This is a genomic window from Streptosporangium sp. NPDC006930, from assembly GCF_040635605.1.
In the GTDB taxonomy this organism is placed as follows: domain Bacteria; phylum Actinomycetota; class Actinomycetes; order Streptosporangiales; family Streptosporangiaceae; genus Streptosporangium.
In genome coordinates this window covers 189,026-212,246 of the sequence record NZ_JBEYID010000016.1, presented here as the reverse complement: position 1 = coordinate 212,246, position 23,221 = coordinate 189,026, and the positions used below count along the sequence as shown (strand labels likewise).

General features: G+C 69.7%; 24 protein-coding genes. 14 read left to right on the top strand and 10 right to left on the bottom strand.

Going from position 1 to position 23,221, the window contains the following annotated elements; genetic code table 11:
- From ABZ664_RS26755 to ABZ664_RS26745, 3 genes are all read right to left on the bottom strand, one after another.
- Nucleotides 1-530 (bottom strand): hypothetical protein (locus ABZ664_RS26755; RefSeq protein ID WP_362515480.1); only part of this gene is annotated, 530 nt, incomplete at its 3' end.
- Nucleotides 514-948 carry a hypothetical protein gene (locus ABZ664_RS26750; protein ID WP_362515478.1) on the bottom strand — a complete coding sequence of 145 codons (435 nt, stop codon included), beginning with the start codon at nt 946-948 and terminating at the stop codon, nt 514-516. The genes ABZ664_RS26755 and ABZ664_RS26750, both read right to left, overlap by 17 nt.
- Nucleotides 945-1,634: a hypothetical protein gene (locus ABZ664_RS26745; protein ID WP_362515474.1), complete on the bottom strand. Its 690-nt coding sequence runs from the start codon at nt 1,632-1,634 to the stop codon at nt 945-947. Before ABZ664_RS26745 ends, ABZ664_RS26750 begins: the two co-directional genes overlap by 4 nt.
- A gap of 612 nt (nt 1,635-2,246) precedes the next feature.
- On the opposite strand from ABZ664_RS26745, the gene ABZ664_RS26740 reads away from it, so the two are divergent.
- The 5 genes from ABZ664_RS26740 to ABZ664_RS26720 all read left to right on the top strand — a co-directional run bounded on the left by ABZ664_RS26740 (nt 2,247) and on the right by ABZ664_RS26720 (nt 5,420).
- A complete protein-coding gene (locus ABZ664_RS26740; RefSeq protein WP_362515472.1) occupies nt 2,247-3,242 on the top strand; it encodes a hypothetical protein in 996 nt (331 codons plus the stop codon).
- A 28-nt stretch (nt 3,243-3,270) separates the two neighbouring features.
- Nucleotides 3,271-3,750 carry a hypothetical protein gene (locus ABZ664_RS26735; protein ID WP_362515470.1) on the top strand — a complete coding sequence of 160 codons (480 nt, stop codon included), beginning with the start codon at nt 3,271-3,273 and terminating at the stop codon, nt 3,748-3,750.
- A 650-nt stretch (nt 3,751-4,400) separates the two neighbouring features.
- Nucleotides 4,401-4,637 (top strand): DUF4244 domain-containing protein, encoded by a 237-nt coding sequence (locus tag ABZ664_RS26730; RefSeq protein WP_362515467.1) that lies wholly within the window; start codon nt 4,401-4,403, stop codon nt 4,635-4,637.
- A gap of 59 nt (nt 4,638-4,696) precedes the next feature.
- The gene (locus ABZ664_RS26725; RefSeq protein ID WP_362515464.1) at nt 4,697-5,029 is read left to right on the top strand and encodes a TadE family type IV pilus minor pilin; all 333 of its coding nucleotides are present in this window, start codon (nt 4,697-4,699) and stop codon (nt 5,027-5,029) included.
- Nucleotides 5,030-5,036: 7 nt separating this feature from the next.
- Nucleotides 5,037-5,420, top strand: coding sequence for an Rv3654c family TadE-like protein (locus tag ABZ664_RS26720; protein WP_362515462.1), 384 nt, complete (start codon nt 5,037-5,039; stop codon nt 5,418-5,420).
- 71 nt (nt 5,421-5,491) lie between these two features.
- Here the strand turns inward: ABZ664_RS26720 and ABZ664_RS26715 are convergent, their stop codons facing one another.
- Nucleotides 5,492-7,960 (bottom strand): DEAD/DEAH box helicase, encoded by a 2,469-nt coding sequence (locus ABZ664_RS26715; RefSeq protein WP_362515507.1) that lies wholly within the window; start codon nt 7,958-7,960, stop codon nt 5,492-5,494.
- Nucleotides 7,961-8,223: 263 nt separating this feature from the next.
- Between ABZ664_RS26715 and ABZ664_RS26710 the strand changes: the two genes are divergently transcribed.
- The 4 genes from ABZ664_RS26710 (at nt 8,224) to ABZ664_RS26695 (ending at nt 12,847) form a co-directional block, all read left to right on the top strand.
- The gene (locus ABZ664_RS26710) at nt 8,224-8,574 is read left to right on the top strand and encodes an STAS domain-containing protein (RefSeq protein WP_030916965.1); all 351 of its coding nucleotides are present in this window, start codon (nt 8,224-8,226) and stop codon (nt 8,572-8,574) included.
- Between the two features lie 2 nt (nt 8,575-8,576).
- Nucleotides 8,577-9,023, top strand: a complete 447-nt coding sequence (locus tag ABZ664_RS26705) for an ATP-binding protein (RefSeq protein ID WP_350942543.1) — start codon at nt 8,577-8,579, stop codon at nt 9,021-9,023.
- 839 nt (nt 9,024-9,862) lie between these two features.
- Complete coding sequence (locus tag ABZ664_RS26700; RefSeq protein ID WP_362515458.1) at nt 9,863-12,193, top strand: sodium-translocating pyrophosphatase; 2,331 nt, start codon at nt 9,863-9,865, stop codon at nt 12,191-12,193.
- A gap of 180 nt (nt 12,194-12,373) precedes the next feature.
- Nucleotides 12,374-12,847 (top strand): histidine phosphatase family protein, encoded by a 474-nt coding sequence (locus ABZ664_RS26695; protein WP_362515454.1) that lies wholly within the window; start codon nt 12,374-12,376, stop codon nt 12,845-12,847.
- 118 nt (nt 12,848-12,965) lie between these two features.
- Here the strand turns inward: ABZ664_RS26695 and serB are convergent, their stop codons facing one another.
- Nucleotides 12,966-14,189, bottom strand: a complete 1,224-nt coding sequence (gene serB / locus ABZ664_RS26690; protein ID WP_362515451.1) for a phosphoserine phosphatase SerB — start codon at nt 14,187-14,189, stop codon at nt 12,966-12,968.
- A gap of 116 nt (nt 14,190-14,305) precedes the next feature.
- Here serB and ABZ664_RS26685 point away from each other — a divergent pair, with 116 nt between their 5' ends.
- Nucleotides 14,306-15,151: a GNAT family N-acyltransferase gene (locus ABZ664_RS26685; RefSeq protein WP_362515449.1), complete on the top strand. Its 846-nt coding sequence runs from the start codon at nt 14,306-14,308 to the stop codon at nt 15,149-15,151.
- An 8-nt stretch (nt 15,152-15,159) separates the two neighbouring features.
- Nucleotides 15,160-16,017 (top strand): lysophospholipid acyltransferase family protein, encoded by an 858-nt coding sequence (locus tag ABZ664_RS26680; RefSeq protein ID WP_362515447.1) that lies wholly within the window; start codon nt 15,160-15,162, stop codon nt 16,015-16,017.
- 182 nt (nt 16,018-16,199) lie between these two features.
- Here ABZ664_RS26680 and ABZ664_RS26675 read toward each other — a convergent pair whose 3' ends face one another.
- From ABZ664_RS26675 to ABZ664_RS26660, 4 genes are all read right to left on the bottom strand, one after another.
- The gene (locus ABZ664_RS26675) at nt 16,200-16,880 is read right to left on the bottom strand and encodes a response regulator transcription factor (RefSeq protein WP_350942549.1); all 681 of its coding nucleotides are present in this window, start codon (nt 16,878-16,880) and stop codon (nt 16,200-16,202) included.
- Nucleotides 16,881-17,132: 252 nt separating this feature from the next.
- Nucleotides 17,133-17,672, bottom strand: coding sequence for a hypothetical protein (locus ABZ664_RS26670; protein WP_362515444.1), 540 nt, complete (start codon nt 17,670-17,672; stop codon nt 17,133-17,135).
- A gap of 85 nt (nt 17,673-17,757) precedes the next feature.
- Entirely contained in the window at nt 17,758-18,822 is a 1,065-nt protein-coding gene (locus ABZ664_RS26665; RefSeq protein ID WP_362515441.1) for an S-adenosylmethionine:tRNA ribosyltransferase-isomerase, read from the bottom strand.
- Between the two features lie 73 nt (nt 18,823-18,895).
- On the bottom strand, nt 18,896-19,561 hold the full coding sequence (locus tag ABZ664_RS26660) for an SDR family NAD(P)-dependent oxidoreductase (protein ID WP_362515437.1): 666 nt from the start codon (nt 19,559-19,561) through the stop codon (nt 18,896-18,898).
- A gap of 123 nt (nt 19,562-19,684) precedes the next feature.
- On the opposite strand from ABZ664_RS26660, the gene ABZ664_RS26655 reads away from it, so the two are divergent.
- On the top strand, nt 19,685-20,815 hold the full coding sequence (locus ABZ664_RS26655) for a GAF domain-containing sensor histidine kinase (RefSeq protein WP_362515435.1): 1,131 nt from the start codon (nt 19,685-19,687) through the stop codon (nt 20,813-20,815).
- A 140-nt stretch (nt 20,816-20,955) separates the two neighbouring features.
- Nucleotides 20,956-21,606, top strand: coding sequence for a response regulator transcription factor (locus ABZ664_RS26650; RefSeq protein ID WP_362515505.1), 651 nt, complete (start codon nt 20,956-20,958; stop codon nt 21,604-21,606).
- A gap of 23 nt (nt 21,607-21,629) precedes the next feature.
- Here the strand turns inward: ABZ664_RS26650 and ABZ664_RS26645 are convergent, their stop codons facing one another.
- Nucleotides 21,630-22,349 (bottom strand): hypothetical protein, encoded by a 720-nt coding sequence (locus tag ABZ664_RS26645; protein ID WP_362515433.1) that lies wholly within the window; start codon nt 22,347-22,349, stop codon nt 21,630-21,632.
- Between the two features lie 66 nt (nt 22,350-22,415).
- Here ABZ664_RS26645 and ABZ664_RS26640 point away from each other — a divergent pair, with 66 nt between their 5' ends.
- Entirely contained in the window at nt 22,416-23,210 is a 795-nt protein-coding gene (locus tag ABZ664_RS26640) for an ABC transporter ATP-binding protein (RefSeq protein WP_350942557.1), read from the top strand.
- The last annotated feature ends 11 nt before the right edge of the window (nt 23,211-23,221 follow it).

The window sequence follows — 23,221 nt, the reverse complement described above, 5'->3', positions numbered from 1 at the left end:
GTGAAGAACTCGCCGTTGTGGTCGGCCCACACGGTCAGGTCGGCGCCGAGGACGAGGCGGGGTGGGCCTTCGTCGTAGAAGATCTCCGAGATGATCCGGTGTTCGTGCAGTTCGGTTCGCAGACGTCTCAGGGCGGTGATCGCGCCGGGCTGCCGGGTGGACGCGTTCACCCGGTCGTCTGTGGGGGTGTCGTGGGACGGGATCACGACCGGTTCCCTTTCCTGCGGGAAGTGGTGGGGTGGGACTTGTTCGTCGGGGCCTATGGGCAGGACGCGGGGGTGGGGAACGAGCCCCAGGGTCGACAGCGGCGGTGGTGGTGAGATCTGCTGCGGCTCGACGTCGGCTTGCTGCATGAGGTCCCACAGTTCGGCGGCGCTTTGGGCGTGGATGATGAGACACTCGCGCGGGTCGGCGCACTGCCATGCCTCGAAGCGGCGGTGTCGCAGGCTCCACATGACCAGCCAGGTCGGCGCGTACTGCTGCACCTGTCTGGCGGCGCGGGTGGCGTCGGCGTCAGCGCGGGACAACATACTGTGCCGGGATCACGTCGGCCAGCAGCGGCAGTTCGCCTTCCAGGAGGCTGGCGGCGGGGCGGGCGCGCAGGATCCGGTGGTGCTCGGCGAGTTGGGCCGCGGCCACGGGCAGCCTCAGCGCGGAGCTGAGCAGGGGTGAGCCGGAGTGGCTGCGTTCGGGGCTGGTCCACCAGAAGTTCTCGCCGTCGGTGTAGGCGAGCAGGCCGAGGAAGACGGAGACGATGGCGTTGCCGGAGGCGAGGGGGTGGACGTCGGCCGAGATGCCGTAGACGTTGTCCAGGATGGCGGCGAGTTTCTCGGCGAGCTGGACGGCGGTCGGCTGTTCGGCGGGGGTGGGCGGCGGAGCGGCATACGCCTGGGAAACCGGAGCACTGCCGCGCCTGCTCATGGGGGTGCCTTGCGGGGTCGCGTTCATGCTGCGACCTCCCAACGGCGGGGCTGGTGCCGTCGGGGTGAAGGGGTGTTCGGGGGGCGGCTCCGGCCGGGGGCGGCGGTGGGCCCCGGCCGGAGGGTCTGGGGGGCGAGTGGCCAGGTGGCCGGCTTCAAGCCCGTGCTCGGAGGTGGGGCACTGTGGTCGTGCGCGCGGGCTGCGATGCGGGCCCTGCGGTGGGCGAGGGTGTCGCGGGCGAGCGCCAGGCGGGTCGCGCGGTCGGTTCGCGTCTCGACCGGGCGGGGTGCGGGGCGTCGGTTGTCGTCGCGTCGGGCCGGTGCGGTGGCGGCGGGTCGTCGGGCCGGGCGAGGGAAAGGGGAGGGCGTCCGCTCGGGCAGTGGCGTGGGTGCGGTGGGAGCGGCCGGTGCGGGCGGCTCGGAGCGGCGCTGCGCGGGGATCAGGGGGATGACCTCGGTGGGCGCCACGGCGACGGGCTGCTCGACGAGGGGGAAGGGCTGCGGGCCGGTGCGGCGGCGCGCTTCCAGGCGCTGGGCCATCAGCTCGCCGGTCGGCTGCGCGTACTCGTGGTCGGTGGCCTGGCCAAGGCAGTGGTGAGCGTAGGGGGCATGTCCGCAGACGGCGCATCCCATCGGCAGCGGCGGCGCGTCGGCGAAACAGGAACAGCCGCTTGTCGTAGTCCGGTCAAGAACCGGAGCAATAGAGTTGTTCACGGGTCAGGAGAGCCTTCCTGATCAAGGGGCCCGTCCCGGTGTCAGCTACCGGTTGGCGGGCTCCGCCTTTTTGGATGGTCACCTCATGAGATCCCTGTAAAAGCACGCATGGCCAGGTGAGAGTGAGGGAAACTGAGGGAAAGAGCTCTATCCCTCGCTCTGAAGAGGTGCCCAATGACCGGTGAGGCTTCCCCTGAGACTCCTCCCTGGGCCGTGCGATTGCGGGAGGAACGACGCAACCGCGGGTGGTCTCACCGGGACATGGCAAAGAAGTTGACCGAGGCTGCCAGCCAGGAAACGCGCGGTCGCCTTCCTGCACGTGAGAGCATCATTCGCAATATCAAGAATTGGGAAACGGGCAAGCATCAGCCGAAGGATCCGTATCCGAAGCTATGTGCCCGAGCCTTTGATCTTGATGAGGTCGCTCTCTTCGATGCCTCGCCGCTTGCGCTTTCGGCTCCTGTCAAAAGCGACGAATTGGTGGGCGTTGTGGTGGAACCAGACCTTCCGTGGGTATGGGAACCGCGATCTACAGCATGTGCCGTTTACGACTTCAGTAGAAGTGATCTAATGCTTGACCGTCGCCAAGCCGTCAAAGCGCTATCCATTACGGTGGGAATTCCCCTCATTGACCCTGTTCAGCGCTGGCTCACCAGGACCCCGGACGACCTGCCCTCCGCACTCCCGGCGGGCCGTATCGGCGTCGACGAGGTGGCCCAGCTTGAGAGAACCGCGGATGTCTTCAGGACGTGGGACGACTCCCAGGGCGGAGGCCTCGCACGCAAGGCGGTGATCGGCCAGCTCAACGAGGTCGCCGACCTGCTGCGAGAGTCGCATCCGCAGGCCATCACGGTGCGGCTGTTCCACGTGATGGCCGAGTTCGCGAAGATCGCCGCCACGATGAGCTGGGACTGCGGCATGCAGACCGCGGCGCAGAAGTACTACGCCCTGGCGCTGCAAGCGTCCAAGCCCGCCAAGAACAAATCTTTCGGGGCCAGCGTCCTGGCGTCCATGGCCCGCCAACTGCTCTACCTCGACCGGCCGCACGACGCGCTGGAGTTGGTCCGCCTGGCGCTGGACGGGGTGCAGGTGGCCGGCACCCCCAGGCTGCGGGCCATGCTGCACACCCGCGAGGCGTGGGCGTACGCGGCGCTGGGCAGGCCCGAGGCGTTCCGGAGGGCAACGGATGCGGCCGAGGATGCCTTCGGCGCAATCCGCGCGGGGGATTCCGACCCCAACTGGATCACCTACTTTGACGAGGCCGAGCTCGCCGGTGTTACCGGGGGGCGCTATCTGGAGATGTCGCGCCGCAGCAGTCAGCATGCGGCCGTCGCCGTGACCCACATCGGCCGGGCGCTGGAACTTCGCCGACGGACCAGCATGCGAAGCCTCGCCCTGGACCAGGTCGGGCTCGCCCAGGCGCACCTGCGTAACGGCGACCTGAACGAGGCGGTCGCGGTGGGAAGTGCTGCCGCGGACACGGCTGGTCAGGTGCAGTCCGATCGAGTTCGTGTCCAGCTGCGCGAGCTGCACGCGGAGATCGCAACGCGGCGGGACCCCGCGATGGCTGGCCTGAGGGAGCACCTTCAGGAGACACTGGCGCGCTGAGAAGATCGCTGTCGATCAGGAGGCGCTGATGGTGCGTATCGGTGTGACCGGCCACATGAACCTGACTCCGGATACGACTCGCCTCGTGTCCGATGCGCTGCGCTCGCATCTGGAAGCGGTGGCCGGTGACGTGACGGGAGTGTCCTGCATCGCCCGCGGTGCTGACTCGCTGTTCGCTGAGGCCGTTCTGCAGACCGGTGGTGTTCTCGAAGTCGTCCTGCCGTCGCGGGACTACCGGGAGGCCAAGGTCAAGCCGGATCACGCAGAGCAGTTCGACCGGCTGCTGGGCAAGGCCGCCCGGGTACGGGTGATGGATTTCGACCACGCCAGCCGGGACGCGTACGTCGCGGCCAACGAGGCGGTGCTGGGGTCGGTCGACGAGCTCGTGGCGGTGTGGGATGGCGAGGCGCCTGTGGATGCGGGCGGGACGGCGGGCGCTGTGGAGGATGCTCGCCGCCGTGGCGTGCGGGTGACCGTGATCTGGCCCGAGGGTGCCGCTAGGGAGTGATGAGCGCGGCGGCGCACGCCTGGGAAGGGAGCTTGCCGCCGCGCCTGACGGAACCGTATGCCAAATTGGCCCTGGCTAGCCGGGGCCATATTCGGCCTTCTGGGGCTACCTAACCTCTTGCCCGTGACAATTGATCACGAGGGGTACAGGCGCCCTACCTTCAGCTGGCGGACATCCTGCGCGCCGAGACCCTCCACCCCGACGTCACCGGCATCCCCGTGCACGGTGTGAAACCGAGTCAGGTCGTCCTCGCCACTCGCGCAGGCGATGACAACCCTCTGCTCGTGCCCTTACGCGAAGCCGCCAGGACCCATCTCACGAGCAGTCTTGTCGCGGTAGGGGTCGCCGGTGAGGCACCGCTTCCTTGAGTTATCCACAGGGTTTTCCCCGCCCGGAGGGGTTATCCACAGGAAAATGGCGCCGCCTGTGGATAAACGTCAGGAAATTTCCTCATTGAGGACCTGGAAAGGCTCCTGTCGGCCGAAGGGGCACTTCGTGCTGCTGAGCCTTTTTTCGCTTGCCGAGCTGTGGATAACCGAAGGCTCTTTCCCCAGAACGTGGTTCGGGTCGGCGGGGCCTCGGGCGTATGGAGAACCCTGACGGTACCGATGCCGGGCGGTGGGTCCGGTGGAGATCTCCAGGAGGAGTAGATGGCTCGAACGAGTGCTGTGGACGCGCGGCGCGACCGGTCGCGGTGGTTGCGCGACCGATGGGCGCTGCTGATCGCCGGCGCGCACCGTGACCGAGGCATGTCCACCGCCGAGTACGCGGTCGGAACGATCGCCGCCTGTGCTTTCGCCGCCCTTCTCTTCAAGGTGGTGACGAGTTCCGAGGTCCAACAGATGATCACAGGTCTGATCAATCGAGCACTCACCGTGGCCGGATGACCCTCCCGACGCCGTTGATCCCCTCCCGCCGGTCAGGTTCCCGCCGGTCGAGGGGTTCGGTGACAGCGGAGACGGCCGCGGCGCTGCCCGCCCTCATGGTCGTTCTGGGAGCCGGGCTGTGGGCCGTGGCGGCGGTCGAGGCGCGACTGGAGTGTGTGGACGCCGCGCGAGCCGGGGCAAGGGCCGCTTCGCGCGGCGAGTCCCTTGAGCGGGTCCGGGGAGGTGTCCTGTCGGTCGCTCCGCCGGGCGCCGCGGTCACGGTGACCCGGAGCGCGGAGGTGACACGGGTGGAGGTGTCCGCGAACGTCAAACCCCGATGGGGTGCCTCACTCCCGGGCGTGACCGTCCATGCGACCGCCGTGTCCATCACCGAGCCAGGGCTGGAACGGTAGGCCGGGCATGGCCGGTACGGGGAGGGAGAACGCGCAGCGGGGGTCGGCGACGATCTGGACGGTCGGGCTCATGGCGTTGGTCTTCGCGGTCGCGGTGGCGGTCGTGTTCGCGGGCATGGCCAGGGTCGCGCGCCACCGGGCGCAGAGCGCCGCCGACCTGAGTGCGCTCGCCGCCGCCCGACTCGCCTTCGCGGATCCGGACCGGAGCTGCCTGAGGGCCTCCGTGCTCGCTGCGGACAACAAGGCCAGGATCACCCGCTGCTCTCTCAGCGAGGGCGGTGTCGCGGATATCGAGGTGGTCATGGAGGTCTCGCTACCTTTGAAAGGGCCGGTGGTGATCACCTCCAGGGCACGTGCGGGACCTGTTCACATCGCTGATCCAGGACCTTGACGGCGGATCGAGCAAAGCAACGGTGAAGGGCATTGAGTAAAGCAGCATTGAGTAAAACAGCGGGGAAGAGCTCATCCGCCGTCCGCCACCCCGGCGGCTCTCCCACCCGTCACATCCGAGGTGTCCTGAGTTCTCTGGGAAAGCAGGAGCACGTCCGCAGAGTCCTGGGGGAGCGATGACACGTTCACCGGCTGCTGCGGGAGCGGGGACGTATCCGAGGGTTCCGGGAGGGGCGAGGGCATGTCCGTGTGCTCCCGGGAGAGCGGGGAGCCGTTCGCCGGCTCTTGCGGGAGCGGGGGTGGGTCCGTGGGCTCAGGGGAGAGCAGGACGGCGAGAAGCCGGAGGGCTCCGGCCTTGTCGAGAGGTTCGTTGCCGTTGCCGCACTTGGGAGACTGGATGCACGACGGGCAGCCGCGCTCGCACTCGCAGGAGGCGATGGCCTCGCGGGTGGCCGTGAGCCAGTCGCGCGCGCGGGCGTAGCCGCGTTCGGCGAAGCCGGCGCCCCCCTCGTGGCCGTCGTAGACGAAGACGGTGAGCACCCCGGTGTCGGGATGGAGTTCGGTGGAGACGCCTCCGATGTCCCAGCGGTCGCAGGTCGCGAAGAGCGGCAGCAGGCCGATGGAGGCGTGTTCGGCCGCGTGCGCGGCGCCGCCGAGGTCCAGGCCCTCCTCGGCGAGGGGGAGGATCGCCGAGGTGGGCAGCGTCCACCAGACGGCCCGGGTCCGTAGCGTGCGCGGGGGCAGGTCGAGAGGTTCGTCCCCCATGAGCTCACCGCTCTGGGCTCGGCGCTTGAGATAGGCCACGACCTGGCTCGTCACCTCGACCGCGCCGAAATGTAGCTCTCCCTGACCGAGAGGGTGCGAGCGAAGGGACTCGATGACCGAGATATCGGTGACATCCCTGGCGAAGGTCGTGTAGTCGGGAGTTCCCGCCTCGACCAGCGCGACCCCCGCCTCCAGGTCGAGTTCGGCCACCAGGAACGTCTCTCCCTGGTGCACGTAGACGGCGCCGGTGTGCACGGCCGAGTGGGCCGAAGGTTCGTCCACGGTGCCGAGCAGCCGTCCGGTGGACATCTCGACGACCTGAATGGGCGCGGCGCCCGCCCCTCGGATGTCGGCGAGGTCGGTGGCGCGTTCCCGGCTGGTCCAGAACCAGCCTGTGGCGCGTTCCCTGAGCAGGCCGTCCCCGACCAGATCGGCGAGCACCTCCTTGGTGGTCGGACCGAAGATGTCCAGTTCGTCGTGGGTGAGCGGGATCTCGGCCGCCGCCGCGCACAGATGAGGCCCCAGCACGTACGGGTTGCCGGGGTCGAGCACGATCGTCTCCACGGGACGGCCGAACAGGGCTTCCGGATGGTGGACGAGGTAGGTGTCCAGGGGGTCGTCCCTCGCGATCAGCACCGCCAGCGCGTCCTGCCCGTCCCGTCCCGCCCGCCCGGCCTGCTGCCAGAGAGAGGCGCGGGTCCCGGGCCACCCCGCGATGAGCACGGCGTCCAGTCCGGAGACGTCGACGCCGAGTTCCAGCGCGTTGGTCGTCGCCAGGCCGAGCAGTTCGCCGGAGCGCAGGGCCCTTTCCAGGTTCCTGCGATCTTCGGCCAGGTATCCGGCCCGATAGGCCGCGATCTTGCCGGGCAGATCCGGGGTCGCCTCCCCGTCGGTGACGAGGTCCTGGAGTTTGGCCCGAGTGGTGAGGGCCACGGTCTCGGCGGCCCTGCGGGAACGGACGAAGGCGAGGGTCCGCACGTCGGAGGCGACGAGATCGGCCAGGAGATCCGCGCTCTCGGCGGTCGCGGGGCGCCGGACGGGGGCGCCGCCCTCACCGCGCAGATCGGTCAGGGGTGGCTCCCACAGTGCGAAGGCGGTCGCGCCCCGAGGAGAGGTGTCCGTGGTCACCTCGGCCATCTGGAGGCCTGTCAGGCGCTGCGCGAAGACCCCGGGCTCATTGGCCGTCGCCGAGGAGAGCAGAAACGCCGGGCGGGAGCCGTACCGCGCGCAGATCCGGCGCAGGCGGCGCAGGATCTGCGCGACGTGGGAGCCGAACACGCCCCGGTAACCGTGGCACTCGTCCACGACGACCATCCGGAGCCGCCGCCAGAAGAGCGACCACTGAGCGTGACGGGGCAGCAGGCCGCGGTGAAGCATGTCCGGGTTGGTGAGGACGTAGTTGGCGTGCTTGCGCACCCAGGTCCTCTCCTCGAAGGAGGTGTCGCCGTCGTAGGTCGCGGCGCGGAGGCCGGGAGGGTCGAGCTCGCGCAGCGCGCGGAGCTGGTCGGCGGCGAGTGCCTTGCTGGGCGACAGGTAGAGGATCGTGCCGCCGTCGAGCGTCGAGGAGAGTGCCGGGACCAGGTAAGAGAGGGACTTGCCCGACGCTGTCCCTGTGGAAATGATCACGTTTTGGCCACGGTGGATCAGATCCGCGGCCTCGGCCTGATGTGGCCACAGGCCGGAAATACCGAGGTTCGCCCAGCGCGTAACCAGCCGCTGGTCGACCCAGTCCGGCCATCCGGTATCACCGGCCTGACGTGCGGGAACGTGCTCCACATGGGTGACACGCGCCCGACGTGCGGGAACGTCGAGGAGGCGGCTGAGGGCGGTGCCCGCGCTGAGGGGCGAGGATGAGGGCGGGGTCACTGGTTTCCAGTCTCACATCTGTGGGCAGAGTCGCCGGGAATCGTGATTTCGTATAGACACTGAGCGTACGCATGGTTGAATGCCGCGCGTCGGGGCTTGTCGTCCGGGGGTCACTCGGTCCCAGGAAGGCATGCTCTAATCGGTACTTTCGCAGGCAAGGCGCTGGAGGATCTGTGGATCTGAAGTTGGACCACCATTCCGAGGACCGTCTCACCATCGTTGAGGTTGAGGGTGAGATCGATGTCTACACCGCGCCCAGATTGCGTGAGCTCCTGATCGACCTGGTCAACAAGGGGAATTTCCACCTGCTCGTCAACATGGAGAAGGTCGACTTCCTTGACTCCACGGGCCTTGGTGTCCTGGTCGGCGGGCTCAAGCGAGTTAGGGCGCACGATGGCTCACTGGAGCTTGTCTGCACCCAGGAGCGCATCCTGAAGATTTTCCGGATCACTGGACTGACGAAGGTCTTCGGGATCTATGCCTCGGTCGACGAGGCCAAGGAAGCTCACGGTCGAGACAAGTAGTCGTGGCTACCGTCGAGCTGACGTTCAGCGCTCTCCCCGCGCATGTGCGGACGGCACGCCTGGTGGCCACGGCCATCGCCAGGCGTACCGGCGTACAGGAGTCGCTGCTGGACGAGGTACGGCTCGCTGTTGGAGAGGCGTGCTCGCGGGCTGTGGAGGCACATCGCCTCCACTGTCCGGGAGAGCCGATCCGGATCGAGCTACGTGATGACTTAGGGCGTTTTGAGGTGACAGTCACCGACTCCGCCCCTAGTGATGAGCTGGAGCATGATCGTGCCCTTCTGGGGTTCGATGATCCGTTCGGGCAGCTTCCCGATGACCTGATGGCCGGTTTCGGCATCGCGGTCATCGCGGGGCTGGCCGACGACGTTCAGGTCTACCCGAGCCAGAAGGGCATGTGCATCCGCATGAGCTGGCCGGCGGCGACGAACGGAATGTCTCCGGTCTGAAAAGCAGACTTCGACAGCCGGGCGTGTCCATATGGACACGCCCGGCTGTTTTTGTTGGGAGAGGGCGGCCACGAGGTCGTCTGTGATGACGTCCGGGTTGTGGTCGCCATCCGTCCGCGTCGTCCGTGTTGTGGTGGTCATCGACCCGAGGTGCGTCCGTTGGAGACGTGTCCGGAGGCCGGATGATCTCGCCCCGCCGGAGGGCCGCCGATGGCGCTCGCCGGGCTTGCCTCGCCGTTCGCCGGGGCTGAGGCCGCTGAGACCCAGCGCCGCAACGTCATTCCGCCTGCCTCACCGTTTACCGGGGCTGAGGGCGGAGGGAGGGGAGAGGGGTCACCGAGACCCAGCGCGGCAACGTCATTCCGCCTGCCTCACCGTTTACCGGGGCTGGGAGCTGAGGGCGGAGGGAGGGGAGAGGGGCCGCCCGAAGGATCGTCCGTGATGTCCGGTGGGTGGGCCCGGCCGTTCCCCGAGGAGATTTCAATTTCGGTCAAAACTTAACGTGGATGTTTCTTGACTGAAATTGGGAGGAAACCGGAGCTGAGGGGCGGATGTGACGGGTGAAATGACCCCATAAGCAGGTCGGCTGTCAGAGGGCGCCGCTCGTGTCGTCAATTGGGCGGGGGCAGAGGCTTCATATCCGCGTCGTCGCTGCGTAGACTCCCGGGACCGGCCAAGGTTTATCCTTCGGAGCGGCCCGCACGCGAGCCGTACTCCGTGGGGGTCTGCAACTGGAAGCGGCACTGCCCACCATCCCGGAGTGCGCCGCCTCAGCCGCCTGACAATCACCGCAGCGCACTCCGGGCAGGACGTGTTCCCGTCTTGCCAAGGAGAGTCGGATGTCTGTGCTCCATCTCGCCGCTGCGGAGCCAGCGGTTTCCCTAAGTGGTCACCACTTCACCATCGTCATCGTGGTCGCCGCCGTCGCCCTGCTCGCACTCGCCGTCGCCGGCACACTGGTGCGGGAGGTGCTGTCCGCCGACCAAGGCACCGAACGCATGCAGAACATCGCGAGAGCCGTCCAGGAAGGGGCTTCCGCGTATCTTGCGCGGCAGTTCCGGACGCTCGCGCTATTCGTCATTTTGATTCCGTTCCTGCTGTACCTTCTCCCGGCCGAGACGACCAGCGTGAGGATCGGCAGGTCGGCGTTCTTCGTCGTCGGCGCGCTGTTCTCGGCGTTGACCGGATTCATCGGCATGTGGCTCGCGGTCCGTGGCAACGTCCGCGTCGCCGCCGCCGCCCGCACGTCCGGTGAGAAGGTCGCCATGCGGATCGCCTTCCGCACCGGCGGTGTGGCCGGAATGATCACCGTTGGCCTCGGCCTGCTCGGCGCGGCCGTGGTGGTGATCGCCTACGGGGGCGAAGCCCCGGCCGTGCTGGAGGGCTTCGGCTTCGGTGCCGCGCTGCTCGCGATGTTCATGCGAGTCGGCGGAGGCATCTTCACCAAGGCCGCCGATGTCGGCGCCGACCTGGTCGGCAAGGTCGAGCAGGGCATTCCCGAGGACGATCCGCGCAACGCCGCCACCATCGCCGACAACGTCGGCGACAACGTGGGTGACTGCGCGGGCATGGCCGCCGACCTGTTCGAGTCCTACGCGGTCATGCTGGTCGCCAGCCTGATCCTGGGCCGGGTGGCCTTCGGCGTCGAGGGACTGGTGTTCCCGCTGATCGTGCCCATGATCGGTGTGATCACGGCGATCATCGGCATCTTCGTCACCGCCCCGCGCGCCGGTGACCGCAACGCGATGGCCGCGATCAACCGGGGGTTCTTCATCTCGGCGGCCATCTCGGCGGTCCTCGTCGCCGGCGCGGCCTACCTCTACCTGCCGGCCAGCTTCTCCGGTCTGACCAATGTGAGCCCGGAGATCGCCGCCGTCACCTCGGACCCGCGTCTGATCGCGATCGGGGCGGTGCTCATCGGCCTGGTCCTGGCGAGCGCCATCCAGATCCTCACCGGCTACTTCACCGAGACGAACCGTCGCCCGGTGCAGGACATCGGCGAGAGTTCCCGTACGGGCCCCGCCACGGTCATCCTGTCCGGCATCAGCGTCGGCCTGGAGTCGGCGGTCTACTCCGCGCTGATCATCGGAGCCGCCGTCTACGGGGCCTTCCTGCTCGGCTTCGGCAACGTCACGATCGCGCTGTTCGCCGTGGCGCTGGCGGGCACCGGTCTGCTGACCACGGTCGGCGTGATCGTGTCGATGGACACCTTCGGTCCCGTCTCCGACAACGCCCAGGGCATCGCCGAGATGTCCGGCGACGTCGAGGGCGAGGGCGCTCAGGTCCTCACCTCGCTGGACGCCGTCGGTAACACCACCAAGGCCATCACCAAGGGCATCGCGATCGCCACCGCCGTGCTCGCCGCGACCGCGCTGTTCGGCGCGTTCCGTACGGCGGTCGAGGGCGAGCTGGTGGGCGCGACGGCGAGCGTGAAGGAGGCGCTGGGCTCGTTCAGCGCGTTCAGCCTGAGCGTCGACTCCCCGAACGTGCTGGTCGGTCTGATCATCGGCGCCGCGGTGGTGTTCATGTTCTCCGGCCTGGCGATCATGGCGGTCGGCCGCGCGGCCGGACGGGTGGTCTTCGAGGTGCGCGAGCAGTTCCGTACCAAGCCGGGGATCATGGCGGGGACGGAGCTTCCCGACTACGGCAGGGTCGTCGACATCTGCACCCGCGACTCGCTGCGGGAGCTGGCGACGCCCGGCCTGCTCGCCGTCCTCACTCCGATCGCCGTCGGTTTCGCCCTCGGGTACGCTCCGCTCGGCGCGTTCCTGGCCGGTGCCATCGCGTGCGGCACGCTCATGGCGGTGTTCCTGGCCAACTCCGGTGGTGCCTGGGACAACGCCAAGAAGCTGGTCGAGGACGGCCACCACGGCGGCAAGGGCTCGCAGGCCCACGAGGCCACCATCATCGGTGACACCGTCGGCGACCCGTTCAAGGACACCGCAGGACCGGCGATCAACCCGCTCCTCAAGGTGATGAACCTCGTGGCGCTGCTGATCGCCCCCGCCGTGGTGACCTACGCCGACAACCCGGCGCTGCGCATCGGCATCACGGTGGTCGCGGTCGGCATCGTCGTCGCCGCGGTCGTCATCTCCAAGCGTCGTTCGGCGGGCATCGCCCCGACGGAGGAGAGCAACTCCGACCGGGAGCCGGAGCAGGTCTCCAGCTGAGCAATGTTTGACGGAGGGGTGCACGGGCCGCGTGCACCCCTTCGGCATGTGCGGGCCACCCCGGTGGGAAACTGCTCGTATGGAACAGCAGCCTTCCGGAGGCAAGACACTCGTCCTCATCCTGCTGGCGATGGCCGCGATGTTCGCGGTGATCGTGGGTCTGGCCGTGTGGGCGTCCCGATGACCGCGCGCACGCTCGTCGTCCTGCGCCACGCCAAGGCGGCTCACACCTCCGGCCTCGCCGACAGAGAACGTCCCCTCACCGAGGTCGGCGAGCGCGACGCCCTCAAGGTCGGTGCGGCCCTCGTCGGTATGGACCTCACCCCCGACCTGGTGCTCTGCTCGCCGTCGGTACGGACCAGGCAGACCGCCGACCTGGCACTCCCCGGTGCGGAGATCCTCATCGAGCCGGCCATATACGAGGCATATCCCGACGAGTTGCTCGCGTTGATCCGGCGGAGCGATCCCGAGGCGCGCACGCTGGTCCTGGTCGGCCACAACCCCGGGGTTCAGGAGCTTGTCATGCAGCTCACCTCGGCCGACGGCGACGCCGGGTTCCCGCCCGGCGCGTTCGCCGTCATCGGGGTCGACGGCGAGTGGGCCGAACTCGACACCGGCCGCGGCATCGTCCACTGGACCCCCAGAAAGCACTGAGAACCGAGCGTCAGGGGCACGCGAGAGCTGAGACACGACGGCGTCTCAGCTCTTCGGTGACGCCTCGGGACAGCCGTACGGTGATCACGTTCGCGGAGGCCCACCCCACCGATCACGGTCAACGTTCGGCGGCGGTGACACCGTCCTCGGCGTCGGCGTCCTCCACCTCGGCGCGCGGGATGCCCAGCAGGTAGAGGATCGAGTCGAGGTAGGGGACGTTGACCGCGGTGTCGGCGGCGCGGCGGACCACCGGCTTGGCGTTGAACGCGATGCCGAGACCGGCCGCCGCGATCATGTCCAGGTCGTTGGCGCCGTCGCCGATGGCCACGGTCTGGCTGATCGGGATCCCCGCCTCGCGGGCGAAGCGCTCCAGTGCTCGCGCCTTGCCCGGCCGGTCGACGATCTCGCCGACGACCCGCCCGGTCAGCACGCCGTCGACGACCTCCAGGGTGTTGGCCGCGGAGTAGTCGATCCCGAGGTCATCGACGAGGGCGTCGGTGAGCTGCGTGAACCCGCCGCTGACGATCGCGAACCGGTAGTCGAGCCGCTTGAGCGTCCGTACCAGCGTCCGGGCGCCGGGAGTCAGCACGAGCTCCTTGCGTACCTTCTCGAAGACCTCCTCGGAGAGGCCCTCAAGCTGCGCGACCCGGCGGCGCAGTGACTCGGCGAAGTCGAGTTCGCCGCGCATCGCCTCCTCGGTGACCCGAGCGACCTCCTCCAGGCAGCCGGCGTGCGCCGCGAGCAGTTCGATCACCTCGGCCTGGATGAGCGTCGAGTCGACGTCCATCACGATCAGACGCTTCGCCCTGCGGTGCAGGCCCGTCCGCTGCACGGCGACGTCGACCTGCTGGGCGTGCGCCTCGATGGCCAGCTCCGCCCTGAGGGTGTCGGGGTCGGCGCCGGAGAGCGAGAGCTCGATGCAGGTCACCGGATAGCTGGACAGGCGCTCGATCCGGTCGATGTTGGCACCGGCCGCGGCGATCCGCCCCGCGATCCCCGCCATGGCGGCGGGCTGCAGCGGTGAGCCGAGCACGGTGACGTCGAGCCGCCCTCTGCGCCGCTTCTCCTTCGAGTCGGAGCCGGTGGACAGCTCCACGTGCAGTCCGAGGTCCTCCGCGGCCCGCTCGACGGCGGTCCAGAGGGCCCCGAGGGTGCCGCCGGTGCCGGTCGGTGTGTCGCCCGCGTACGAGACGAGGACGCCGAGGGTGAGTCGGCCGCGGATGACGACCTGCTCCACGTCGGCGACGATGACGGGGAAGCCGGCCAGGACCGAGAAGAGGCGTGAGGTCACGCCCGGTCGGTCGGGGCCGTTCAACGTGATCAGAAGCGTGCGCTGGTTCATCGGTTCCTACGGTACTTGGCTCCGGATTCGACCGTGAATGTGGTTCATCATCCGGACGCCTGGAGTTCGCGGGGCACTCCGGTCCCGCGTCATCTGCGACTGTCTTCATGAACCTCATGACGACCCTTCCCGTGGAGTCGCGCCTCGCCCGCTACAGCGTCGGGCTGGCCGCTACCGCCGTCGAGATGCGCGAGGCCCAGCGCCTGCGCCACCGCGTCTTCTCCGAGGAGATGGGCGCCCGGCTGGACAGTCCCATCACCGGCCTGGACGTCGATCCGCTCGACGCCTACTGCGATCACCTTCTGGTGAGGTGCGACGACACCGGTGAGGTCGTCGGCACCTACCGGCTGCTCGGCCCCCGCAGGGCCGATCGTCTCTACTCCGACTCCGAGTTCGATCTCAGCGCGCTGGCCGGTATCCGGGGGAACATGGTCGAGACCGGCAGGGCCTGCGTACACCCGGAACACCGGGGCGGCGCGGTGCTCGGGCTGATGTGGGCGGGCATCGCCCGCTACATGATGGCCGGGGGGTACGGCTGGCTGGCCGGGTGCTGCTCGGTGCCGTTGGCCGACGCGGCCGGGATCATGGAGCGGGTGCCGCTCTCACCGCCGGGCTACCGCGTCACGCCGCACCGCCCCTGGCGGGCGGGCCCGGTCTCAGGCTCTCCGCGCCGGAGAGGGGGGTCGGCCCCCTCGGCCGCTTCCGGGTCTGTTCCGGTCTTCCCGATGGGAGCCGGAGTGGTGCGGTCGCAGCGGGAGGGCGCCTCGAAGCGTACGGCCGCCACGAGCCAGGGAGGGGCGACGCTACCGCCGCTGCTGCGCGGGTACGTGCGGTTGGGCGCCTGGGTCTGCGGCCCGCCCGCCCACGACCTCGACTTCGGTACGGCCGACTTCTTCGTCCTGCTCTCGATGGCCGAGGCCGACCCCCGCTACCTGCGCCACTTCCTGGGAGCCGCATCGTGAGCCCGTGGATGCCTGTGGCGCCGTGCACGCCCGCCACCTGCCTGTTCCCGCCGGGATCGAGGGCCGAGGCGCCGCGCAGGGCGCTGCGACTCGCGGCGGTCGGGCTGGTCGTCCTGGCGGGAGTGGTACTCGCGCTCGCGGCCCGTGGACTCGGTACGACGAGCAGGATCCGGCTGACGAGCGCCTGGTCCCGGTTGGTGCTGCGGGCGGTCGGTGTACGGATCGAGGTAAGGCGGGGGTTCGCGTTCATGGCCGGCTCGGTCGCCGGGCCCTGTCCGGTCGTCGACGGATCGTCCGGGGCTGCCCCGCTGGTCGTGGCCAACCACGTGTCGTGGCTGGACCCGCTCGTGATGGCGGCGGTCCTGCCGTGCCGGGTGCTCGCCAAGCAGGAGGTCCGGGCGTGGCCGGTTGTCGGCCTGCTCGCGACGGGCTCGGGCGCGTTGTTCATCGACAGGGACCGGCTCTCCGCGCTGCCCGAGGCCGTCGGCGACGTGGCCGCGGCGCTCGCCGACGGCCATCCGGTGGCGGCCTTCCCCGAGGGGACGACCTGGTGCGGGCGCGGGATGGGCTCGTTCAGGCCCGCCGTGTTCCAGGCGGCCCTGGACGCGGGGGCCCCGGTCAGACCGGTCGCGATCAGATATCTGGAGGGGGAGAACGTCCTGGCCAGCGGACCCGTCTATGTCGGTGACGACCTCCTGTGGGCGTCGATCCGCCGCGTGGTGGCCGTCCGGCGGCTGACGGTGGAGGTGACGATGCTGCCCCCAGTACGGGGACGCGACCGCGGGGAGCTGGCCTGGGCGGCCGAGTCGTCCGTCGCCTCTGTGCTGGTCGCCGGGGCCGCGCATAGTGTTCCCGCCGCGGCCTGATTCGAGGCGGAAGACCGTCTCCGCTGCGGCCTGATTCGAGGCGAAGGACCGTCTCCATTGGGAACGGGACCGCTTGCGAGCGTTCCCCGCGTTTCGATCCCGGTTGCACCCTCGCGCCCCAGGACCGCTCCCGCTCCCGGTTCCGGTTTCGGTTGGACCGAACCCGGAAAGTCCCGGCCCGGCTAGGCCGAACCCAGGTATGTGATGACGGCCGCCACCCTGCGGTGGGTGTCGGGACTGTTCTCCAGGGCCAGTTTCATGAAGATCGAGTTGACATGTTTCTCGATCGCGGAGACCGACAGGTGCAGGGCACGGGCGATTCCTCCGTTGGACAGGCCGTGCGCCATCTCCCTGAGCACGTCCAGCTCCCTGGGGGTGAGCTCCGCGGGCGGGGGGCCGCCGCGTACCCCGCGCTTGGCGAGCAGGCCCTCCACCACCTTGGGGTCGATCACCGAGCCGCCTCCCGCCACCGACCTGATCGCGCCGAGCAGCTCGTCGATGTCACCGACCCGGTCCTTGAGCAGGTACGCACGGCCCTCGGTGCCGTCCCTGAACAGGTCCAGGGCGAACATCGCGTCGGAGAACTGGGAGAGCACCACGACCCCGATGTCCCGTGAGGCGGCGCGGATGCGGTGCGCCGCGTCGATGCCCTCCATTCCCGGGCGGACGAGATCGGCCGAGCCCGGCATCCGGATGTCGGTGACGACCACGTCGGGGCGCAGCCGTCTTGCGGCGTCGAGTAGATCGTCCGCGGTGCCCACGGCGGCGACCACCTCGATCTCGCCGGAGGTCTCCAGGAGCCTGCGGGTGCCCTCACGCACCAGGTAGTGGTCCTCGGCCAGGACGACTCTCAGTTCAGCCATGAATCGCGCACCGTCCGGAACTCGCCATGGGGAGATCCTGCACGGTGCGCGGGCGCCGTGTATATGAGGTTGCCCGCACTCGTCGCCGTCGCCGTCGCCGGGATCCGGGAACGGAGCCGGTGGCGAGAACGAACGGAACGAACCGAACCCGGTAGCGAGAGCGGAACGAACCGGATCCGGATCCGGGAGCGGACCCGGACCCGGGAGCGGGAGAGGTGGACGGTCAGCAGGCGAGAGGCGCGGAACGCGTGGTCAGCGAAGCACTCGGGTCTTCACCCGCACGTACTTGATGTCGGTGCCGACGTCGATGCCGTAGATGTCGAGGGTGTCCAGCCCGCCCGCGGGGACGTCGATCGAGACCGAGCCGAAATTGGCGGTCGCGGTGCCCCGGGCACCGTTCTTCAGCCAGACCTTGACCTTGAGGGTGGCCGTTTTGCCGGGGTTCAGGGTGTCGAGCAGACAGCCCACCTCGCGCCCCGAGATCTCGCAGTACGAGCCGGCGGGCTTGCCGACGATGCGGACCTTGGAGACGTGCGGGGAAAGGCGGCCACCGACGTAGGCGATGTCGGTGTACCACTTGCCGGTGTTCTTGATCTTCAGCGTGTAGACGTACGAGTCGCCCGCCCAGGCCCTGCGCGGATAGAAGACGGTGGTCTTCAGCGGCGCGAGCGGCGGGCCCGCGACCTTCTGCGGTGCGGTGATCTGAGGGGCCGAGGCGTTCGCGGTCGCGGGGGTGAGCAGCATGCCTCCCGCCAGGGCGATGGCGGCGATGGCGGCCAGGTGCCGGCGCATTTTTAACTCCAGTCGGATTTCGTCCCGTTGATTACGGATCATCATGGGAGATCCGACTTGTAAACCTCTTGCGGTTGACTATCCGCTAACCGGTGATCAGGTGGACATCGCCGAATTCGTGCCAGAGATAGCCCTCTCCGAGCGCCTCCGCGTACGACCGCGAGAGCAGGTCGCGGCCGGCGATCGCCGACAGCATCAGCAGGTGGCTGGAGCGCGGCTCGTGCAGCCCGGTGAGCAGGCCGTTCACCACCCTCACTCCGACCTCGGGGGTGACGATGTGCGAGGTCCAGCCGTCCGCGGCCCGGACACGGCCGGTGGCCAGCGCGGACGTCTCCAGCGCCCTGACCACGGTCGTGCCGACCGCGATCACCCGGCCGCCCGACTCGCGAGCGAGCTCCACCTGCCGCGCGGTGGTCTCCGGCACCTCGAACCGCTCCGGATACGGCGGCTCGTCCTTCTCTGGGGACGCCACCCCCGTGTGCAGGGTGATCGGCGCGATCCCGACCCCGCGCGACACCAGGGAGGTCACCAGCCCGGTGGTGAAGGGTCGCCCCGCGCTGGGCATCTCCGCGCTGCCCGGCCGCACCCCGAACACGGTCTGGTAGTCGGCGAGCGGCCAGTCCCTGTCCACGTACGAGTATCGGATCGGCACGCCGTACCGGCGGAGGTAGCCCGTGACCTCGCGGTCCAGCCTCGCCCGCCACAGGCGCGGCGTCTCGCGTCCCAGGAGCCGCAGGGTCGCCCCACCCGGCAGCGGCAGCCACTCCCCGTCCGCACCGCCCCGGTAGGGCTCGCCGGCCGTCTCCGTGTTCTCGGGGCCTCCGGCGAGGCCCGTCCGCCCCCTGAGCCTGCGGAGCTCGACCAGCCAGGTACCGTCCTCACGTTCGGTGGAGAAGTGCACCGCGAGCCGATCGAGCCGGACGGCCGCGGGAAGCGTGCCGGAATTGTTCACCACGAGCAGGTCGCCGGGGCCGAGCAGACCGGGAAGATCGGCGAACGCGTGGTGCCCGATCTGTCCGGTGCCCCGCTCCGAGACCAGCAGGCGCACCCCGTCACGGGCCAGCCCTCGGGCCTCCGGAGGCTCGTGCGCCTCCAGTTCGCGCGGGAGCACGAAGTCCGCGGCCATCGCGTCCGCCGCGGGCGCGCTCACGCCCCCTCCCCGCACGCACGTACGGATTCCGTCGCCTTTCTCACAGGTCCTCCTCGCTCGGTGACCCGCCCGTTCATCCGTGCCTCACCCGGCCGCTGTCCGGGCGGTCGGCGATCAGCCGCCGCAGGGTGGGAACGACGGTCGCGGGGGCCGGGGCCTGTTCGGCCTCCTTGGCGCCGACGGCGTCGGCGAGCATGGCGGTGGACATCTCGCCCGGATCGACCCACCAGACCGCGACGTCGGGTTCCTCGACGGCCAGCACGTGGGAGAGCCGCTCCAGGGCGGCCTTGGTCGCGCCGTACCCGCCCCAGCCCTCGTACGCCTCCACCGCCGCGTCGGAGGAGATGTTCACGATCGCGCCGCGCCGCTCCCTGAGCCCGCGCAGGTTCGCCTGGATCAGTGCCAGCGGGGCCAGTACGTTGGCCTGGAACAGCTCCTGGAGCGTGTCGAGCGGGTATCCCGCCAGCGGCGGCAGCGGGACCGCGCCCAGCCCTGAGGCGTTGTTGACCAGCAGGTCCAGCCCGCCGTGTTCCTGTACGACCCGCGCCAGCCGATCCCGGTGGGCGGGGTCGGTGACGTCTCCGGCCAGGGCGAGGGCGCCGAGCTCGTCCGCGGCGGATCGCAGCGCGTCCTCGCCCCGCGCGGTGAGGATGAGCCGCCAGCCGTCGGCGGCGAGGGAGCGGGCGAGTGCCAGGCCGAGGCCACGGGAGGCGCCGGTGATGAGTGCGGTCTTCGTCATGCCTCGACGCTAGGAGCCGCGCGCCCGTCGTACATCGGCCGCCGGACCCTGCCGGAGGTGGGCCGATGGGCCTAGGACCGATGGAGTAGGCGGCGGGCCTCCACCGCCGCCTAGAGTCGTCTCGTGAACTCCGAGAGCGAGGGCAGGGACGCCGTGCTGCACGCGGTGAGCTCGGCCGTCCTCGCGGTGACAAGGCACCTGTCGGTGCGGGAGGTGCTCCAGGTGATCGTGCGGTCGGCGCGACGGTTGCTGGACGCACGCTACGCCGCCCTGGGCGTGCCCGACGACCAGGGGGCGTTCGCCGAGTTCGTCGCCGAGGGCATCTCCGACGAGCAGTGGGACGCGATCGGGCCCATGCCCCGCCAGCACGGCATGCTCGGCGCGATGCTGCGCGAGGGCACGCCGGTCCGGCTGCCCGACATCCGCAGGGACCCCAGGTTCGAATACTGGCCGCGAGCCCATCCGGTGCTCAAGGACTTCCTCGGGGTGCCGATACTCGACGGGGACGAGGTGCTCGGCATCATCTTCCTGTCCAACAAGCGTGCCCCCGGAGGCTTCACCGAGGCCGACCAGCGGCTGCTCACCATGTTCGCCGCGCACGCCGCGATCGCCCTCACCAACGCCCGCCTGTACGAGCGCGGCCGGGAGCTCACGCTGGTGGAGGAGCGCACCCGGATGGCGAGGGAGCTGCACGACGCGGTGACCCAGAAGCTGTTCTCGCTGCGCCTCACCGCGCAGGCCGCCGCGTCGCTGGTCGTCGACGATCCCGTGCGGGCGCTGCGGGAGCTCGGCCAGGTGGAACGGCTGGCGGGAGAGGCGCTGGCCGAGCTGCGCGCGGTGATCGTGGAACTCCGCCCGGCCGAACTCGACCGGCACGGCCTGGCCGAGACGCTCCGCAAGCATGTCCGCCTGCTCGACCGGCTGCACCCGGCCTCGTTCTCGTTCGAGGAGTCTCCGGTGTGCGAGCTCGAACCGGTGATCGAGGTGGCCGTCCTGCGAGTGGCCCAGGAGGCGCTGCACAACGCCTCCAGACACTCGGCGGCGCGTGCGGTCGAGGTGCGGCTGGGCTGCGAGGGCGGGCGCGTGGTTCTTGAGGTGAGTGACGACGGGGCCGGTTTCGACGTGACCGCCGCCGCGGGGAGAGGTCTGGGAATCGCCTCGATGGGCGACAGGGCGGAGGCCGTCGGCGGCGACGTGCGGGTGACCTCGGAGCCGGGACGGGGCACACTCGTCCGACTGGAGGTGCCCGCGTGACCCGTGGTGCGGAGAAGGATGATCGTTTGACCCGTCGTCAGGGGGAGTCGGCCGTACGCGGTCCTGACGATGATCGTTCGGTCCGTCGGCCGGGTGAGTCCTCGGGGCCGGCCGTACGCGGTCCTGACGGCGACGACCGGGTGATCCGCGTCCTGATCGCCGACGACCACCCGGTCGTGAGGCAGGGCCTTCGCACCTTCCTGGACCTGCAGGAGGATCTCGACGTGGTCGGCGAGGCCGCCGACGGCGCCGAGGCGGTCGCCCTGGTGGAGTCTCTCGCCCCCGACGTGCTGCTGCTCGACCTGAAGATGCCGGTGCTCGACGGGCTCGGCGCGCTGCTGCTGCTGGGCGAGCGAGGGCTGTCGCCGAGGGTGCTCGTGCTGACCTCGGTGAGCGACAGGGGCGACGTGGCCCCGGCGATGCGAGCGGGCGCGGCGGGCTTCCTCTACAAGGACGTCGAACCGGTCGCGCTCGTACGCGCGATCCGGGCGGTGTACGGCGGCCAGGTGCTGCTCGCCCCCGAGGCCGCCGAGGCGATGCTGGCCGGTCCCGAACCCGTCCGGGTCGCGAGGGAGGGCGGACAGGAGGACAGGTATGTGGCGCCGCTGACCGATCGGGAGCGCGAGGTGCTCGCGTTGATCGCCTCGGGCCGTTCCAACCGGGAGATCGCCAGGCAGCTCGCGGTGGCGGAGAAGACGGTGAAGACCCATGTCTCCAGCGTGCTGATGAAGCTGGGCGTGCAGGACAGGACCCAGGCCGCTCTCTACGCGGTGAGAAACGGTCTGGCCTGACGGTGGTCCCGGTGGCCCGGCCCTCAGACCAGCTCGGTGATGGCGTGGTGGGCGACCACCCTGGCCCGGCGCACCGCGCGGTCGAGCTCACGCAGGGCCCCACCGCGTACGGCGATCTGGCCCGAGGTGAGCCCGCGGTCGTCGGCGACGCGGAGCACCGCGGCGAGGCGGGCGGCGAGGGCGGCGACCCGGTGGGCCCTGGCGGGGTAGCCGGGGGCCAGGCCGTCGTCCACGATCTCCAGCCGCCGGTGGCCCTGGGCCGGACCCTCCACGCCGAGCAGGGCGTCGGTGGCCACCCGCATCGCGCGGGTCAGCTCGTGCTCGGCCTCGGCGAGGGAGGGCAGGTCGGGGGCCGCGGTACGGGCCTCCAGCACGGTCCAGCGAACCCCGGCGTACGATGACCCGCGGCGGTCGTTTACCGGGATCAGGCCGAGACATCTGTCGGGAAGCACGGCTGTCGCCGCCTGCCCGGCCTCGATGGCCGCGGAGTTGAAAGGGGGCGGTCCGGTGAGACCGAGTGGGTCGCCCGCGACGGGAAGGGCCAGTCGCAGCGATTTCATGCCCTCGATCCGCAGGTCGGCGAGGAATCCGCGGAGGGCGAGGTCGCCGGTCTCGCCGGCGACGAGTTGGGGGCCTGCCTGCCGCTCCACGCGGTCGGCGGCCTCGTCGAGGCCGACCTGTCCGGCGAGCCAGGCGTTGCCCCAGCAGACCAGGGTGGCCGAGATCGGTGAATCAGGGTGCACCGATCCACGATATGCGCTTGTCCTGCAATAGGTTTTGTTCGAGCGATTCACAAGGAGGCGTAAGGGATGGGCGGTCAGGTGCTTCGGCTACAGGACGTCACCGTCCGCAGGGACGGAGCGGTCCTGCTGCGGGAGATCGACTGGACCGTTCACGAGGACGAGCGGTGGGTCGTCATCGGCCCCAACGGCGCGGGAAAGACGACGTTGCTGCAGGTGGTCGGGGCGATGCTGTTCCCCACCGAGGGCGTCGTCGAGATCCTTGGCGAGCGGCTCGGCCAGAGTGACGTCTTCGAGCTGCGGCCCCGCATCGGGCTCGCGAGCGCCGCGCTGGCGGAGAAGGTGCCGCCGGACGAGAAGGTCATCGATCTGGTTCTCACGGCCTCGTACGCCATCCTCGGCCGCTGGACGGAGGAGTACGACTCCCACGACGTCACGCGTGCCGTCGAGCTGATCGACCAGCTCGGCTGCGCCCACCTGATCCGGCGCCGCTTCAACACGCTGTCGGAGGGGGAGCGCAAGCGGGTCCAGATCGCCCGCGCGCTCATGCCCGACCCGGAGCTGCTGCTGCTGGACGAACCGGCCGCGGGCCTCGACCTGGGCGGGCGCGAAGACCTGGTCCGCCGCCTGGCGACCTTCGCGCACGACCCGAAGGCGCCGACCATGGTGCTGGTCACCCACCATGTGGAGGAGGTGCCCAGTGGGTTCACCCACGCCCTGCTGCTCCGGCACGGCTCGGTGGTGGCTCAGGGCCCGATCGACCAGGTGATGACCGCGGAGAACCTGTCGCACACCTTCAGCGTCCCGCTCACCCTGGATCGGGGGCGCGAGGGTCGCTGGTACGCGCGGGCGCACCAGCTCTGAGAGAGCCCTGA

What these genes read in the sequence shown, in the direction of transcription:
- ABZ664_RS26750 (WP_362515478.1), bottom strand. Translation starts at nt 948, where the DNA reads ATGAACGCGACCCCGCAAGGCACCCCCATGAGCAGGCGCGGCAGTGCT.
- ABZ664_RS26735 (WP_362515470.1), top strand. Translation starts at nt 3,271, where the DNA reads ATGGTGCGTATCGGTGTGACCGGCCACATGAACCTGACTCCGGATACG.
- ABZ664_RS26730 (WP_362515467.1), top strand. Translation starts at nt 4,401, where the DNA reads ATGGCTCGAACGAGTGCTGTGGACGCGCGGCGCGACCGGTCGCGGTGG.
- ABZ664_RS26720 (WP_362515462.1), top strand. Translation starts at nt 5,037, where the DNA reads ATGGCCGGTACGGGGAGGGAGAACGCGCAGCGGGGGTCGGCGACGATC.
- ABZ664_RS26700 (WP_362515458.1), top strand. Translation starts at nt 9,863, where the DNA reads ATGTCTGTGCTCCATCTCGCCGCTGCGGAGCCAGCGGTTTCCCTAAGT.
- ABZ664_RS26695 (WP_362515454.1), top strand. Translation starts at nt 12,374, where the DNA reads ATGACCGCGCGCACGCTCGTCGTCCTGCGCCACGCCAAGGCGGCTCAC.
- serB (WP_362515451.1), bottom strand. Translation starts at nt 14,189, where the DNA reads ATGAACCAGCGCACGCTTCTGATCACGTTGAACGGCCCCGACCGACCG.
- ABZ664_RS26685 (WP_362515449.1), top strand. Translation starts at nt 14,306, where the DNA reads ATGACGACCCTTCCCGTGGAGTCGCGCCTCGCCCGCTACAGCGTCGGG.
- ABZ664_RS26680 (WP_362515447.1), top strand. Translation starts at nt 15,160, where the DNA reads ATGCCTGTGGCGCCGTGCACGCCCGCCACCTGCCTGTTCCCGCCGGGA.
- ABZ664_RS26675 (WP_350942549.1), bottom strand. Translation starts at nt 16,880, where the DNA reads ATGGCTGAACTGAGAGTCGTCCTGGCCGAGGACCACTACCTGGTGCGT.
- ABZ664_RS26670 (WP_362515444.1), bottom strand. Translation starts at nt 17,672, where the DNA reads ATGCGCCGGCACCTGGCCGCCATCGCCGCCATCGCCCTGGCGGGAGGC.
- ABZ664_RS26660 (WP_362515437.1), bottom strand. Translation starts at nt 19,561, where the DNA reads ATGACGAAGACCGCACTCATCACCGGCGCCTCCCGTGGCCTCGGCCTG.
- ABZ664_RS26640 (WP_350942557.1), top strand. Translation starts at nt 22,416, where the DNA reads ATGGGCGGTCAGGTGCTTCGGCTACAGGACGTCACCGTCCGCAGGGAC.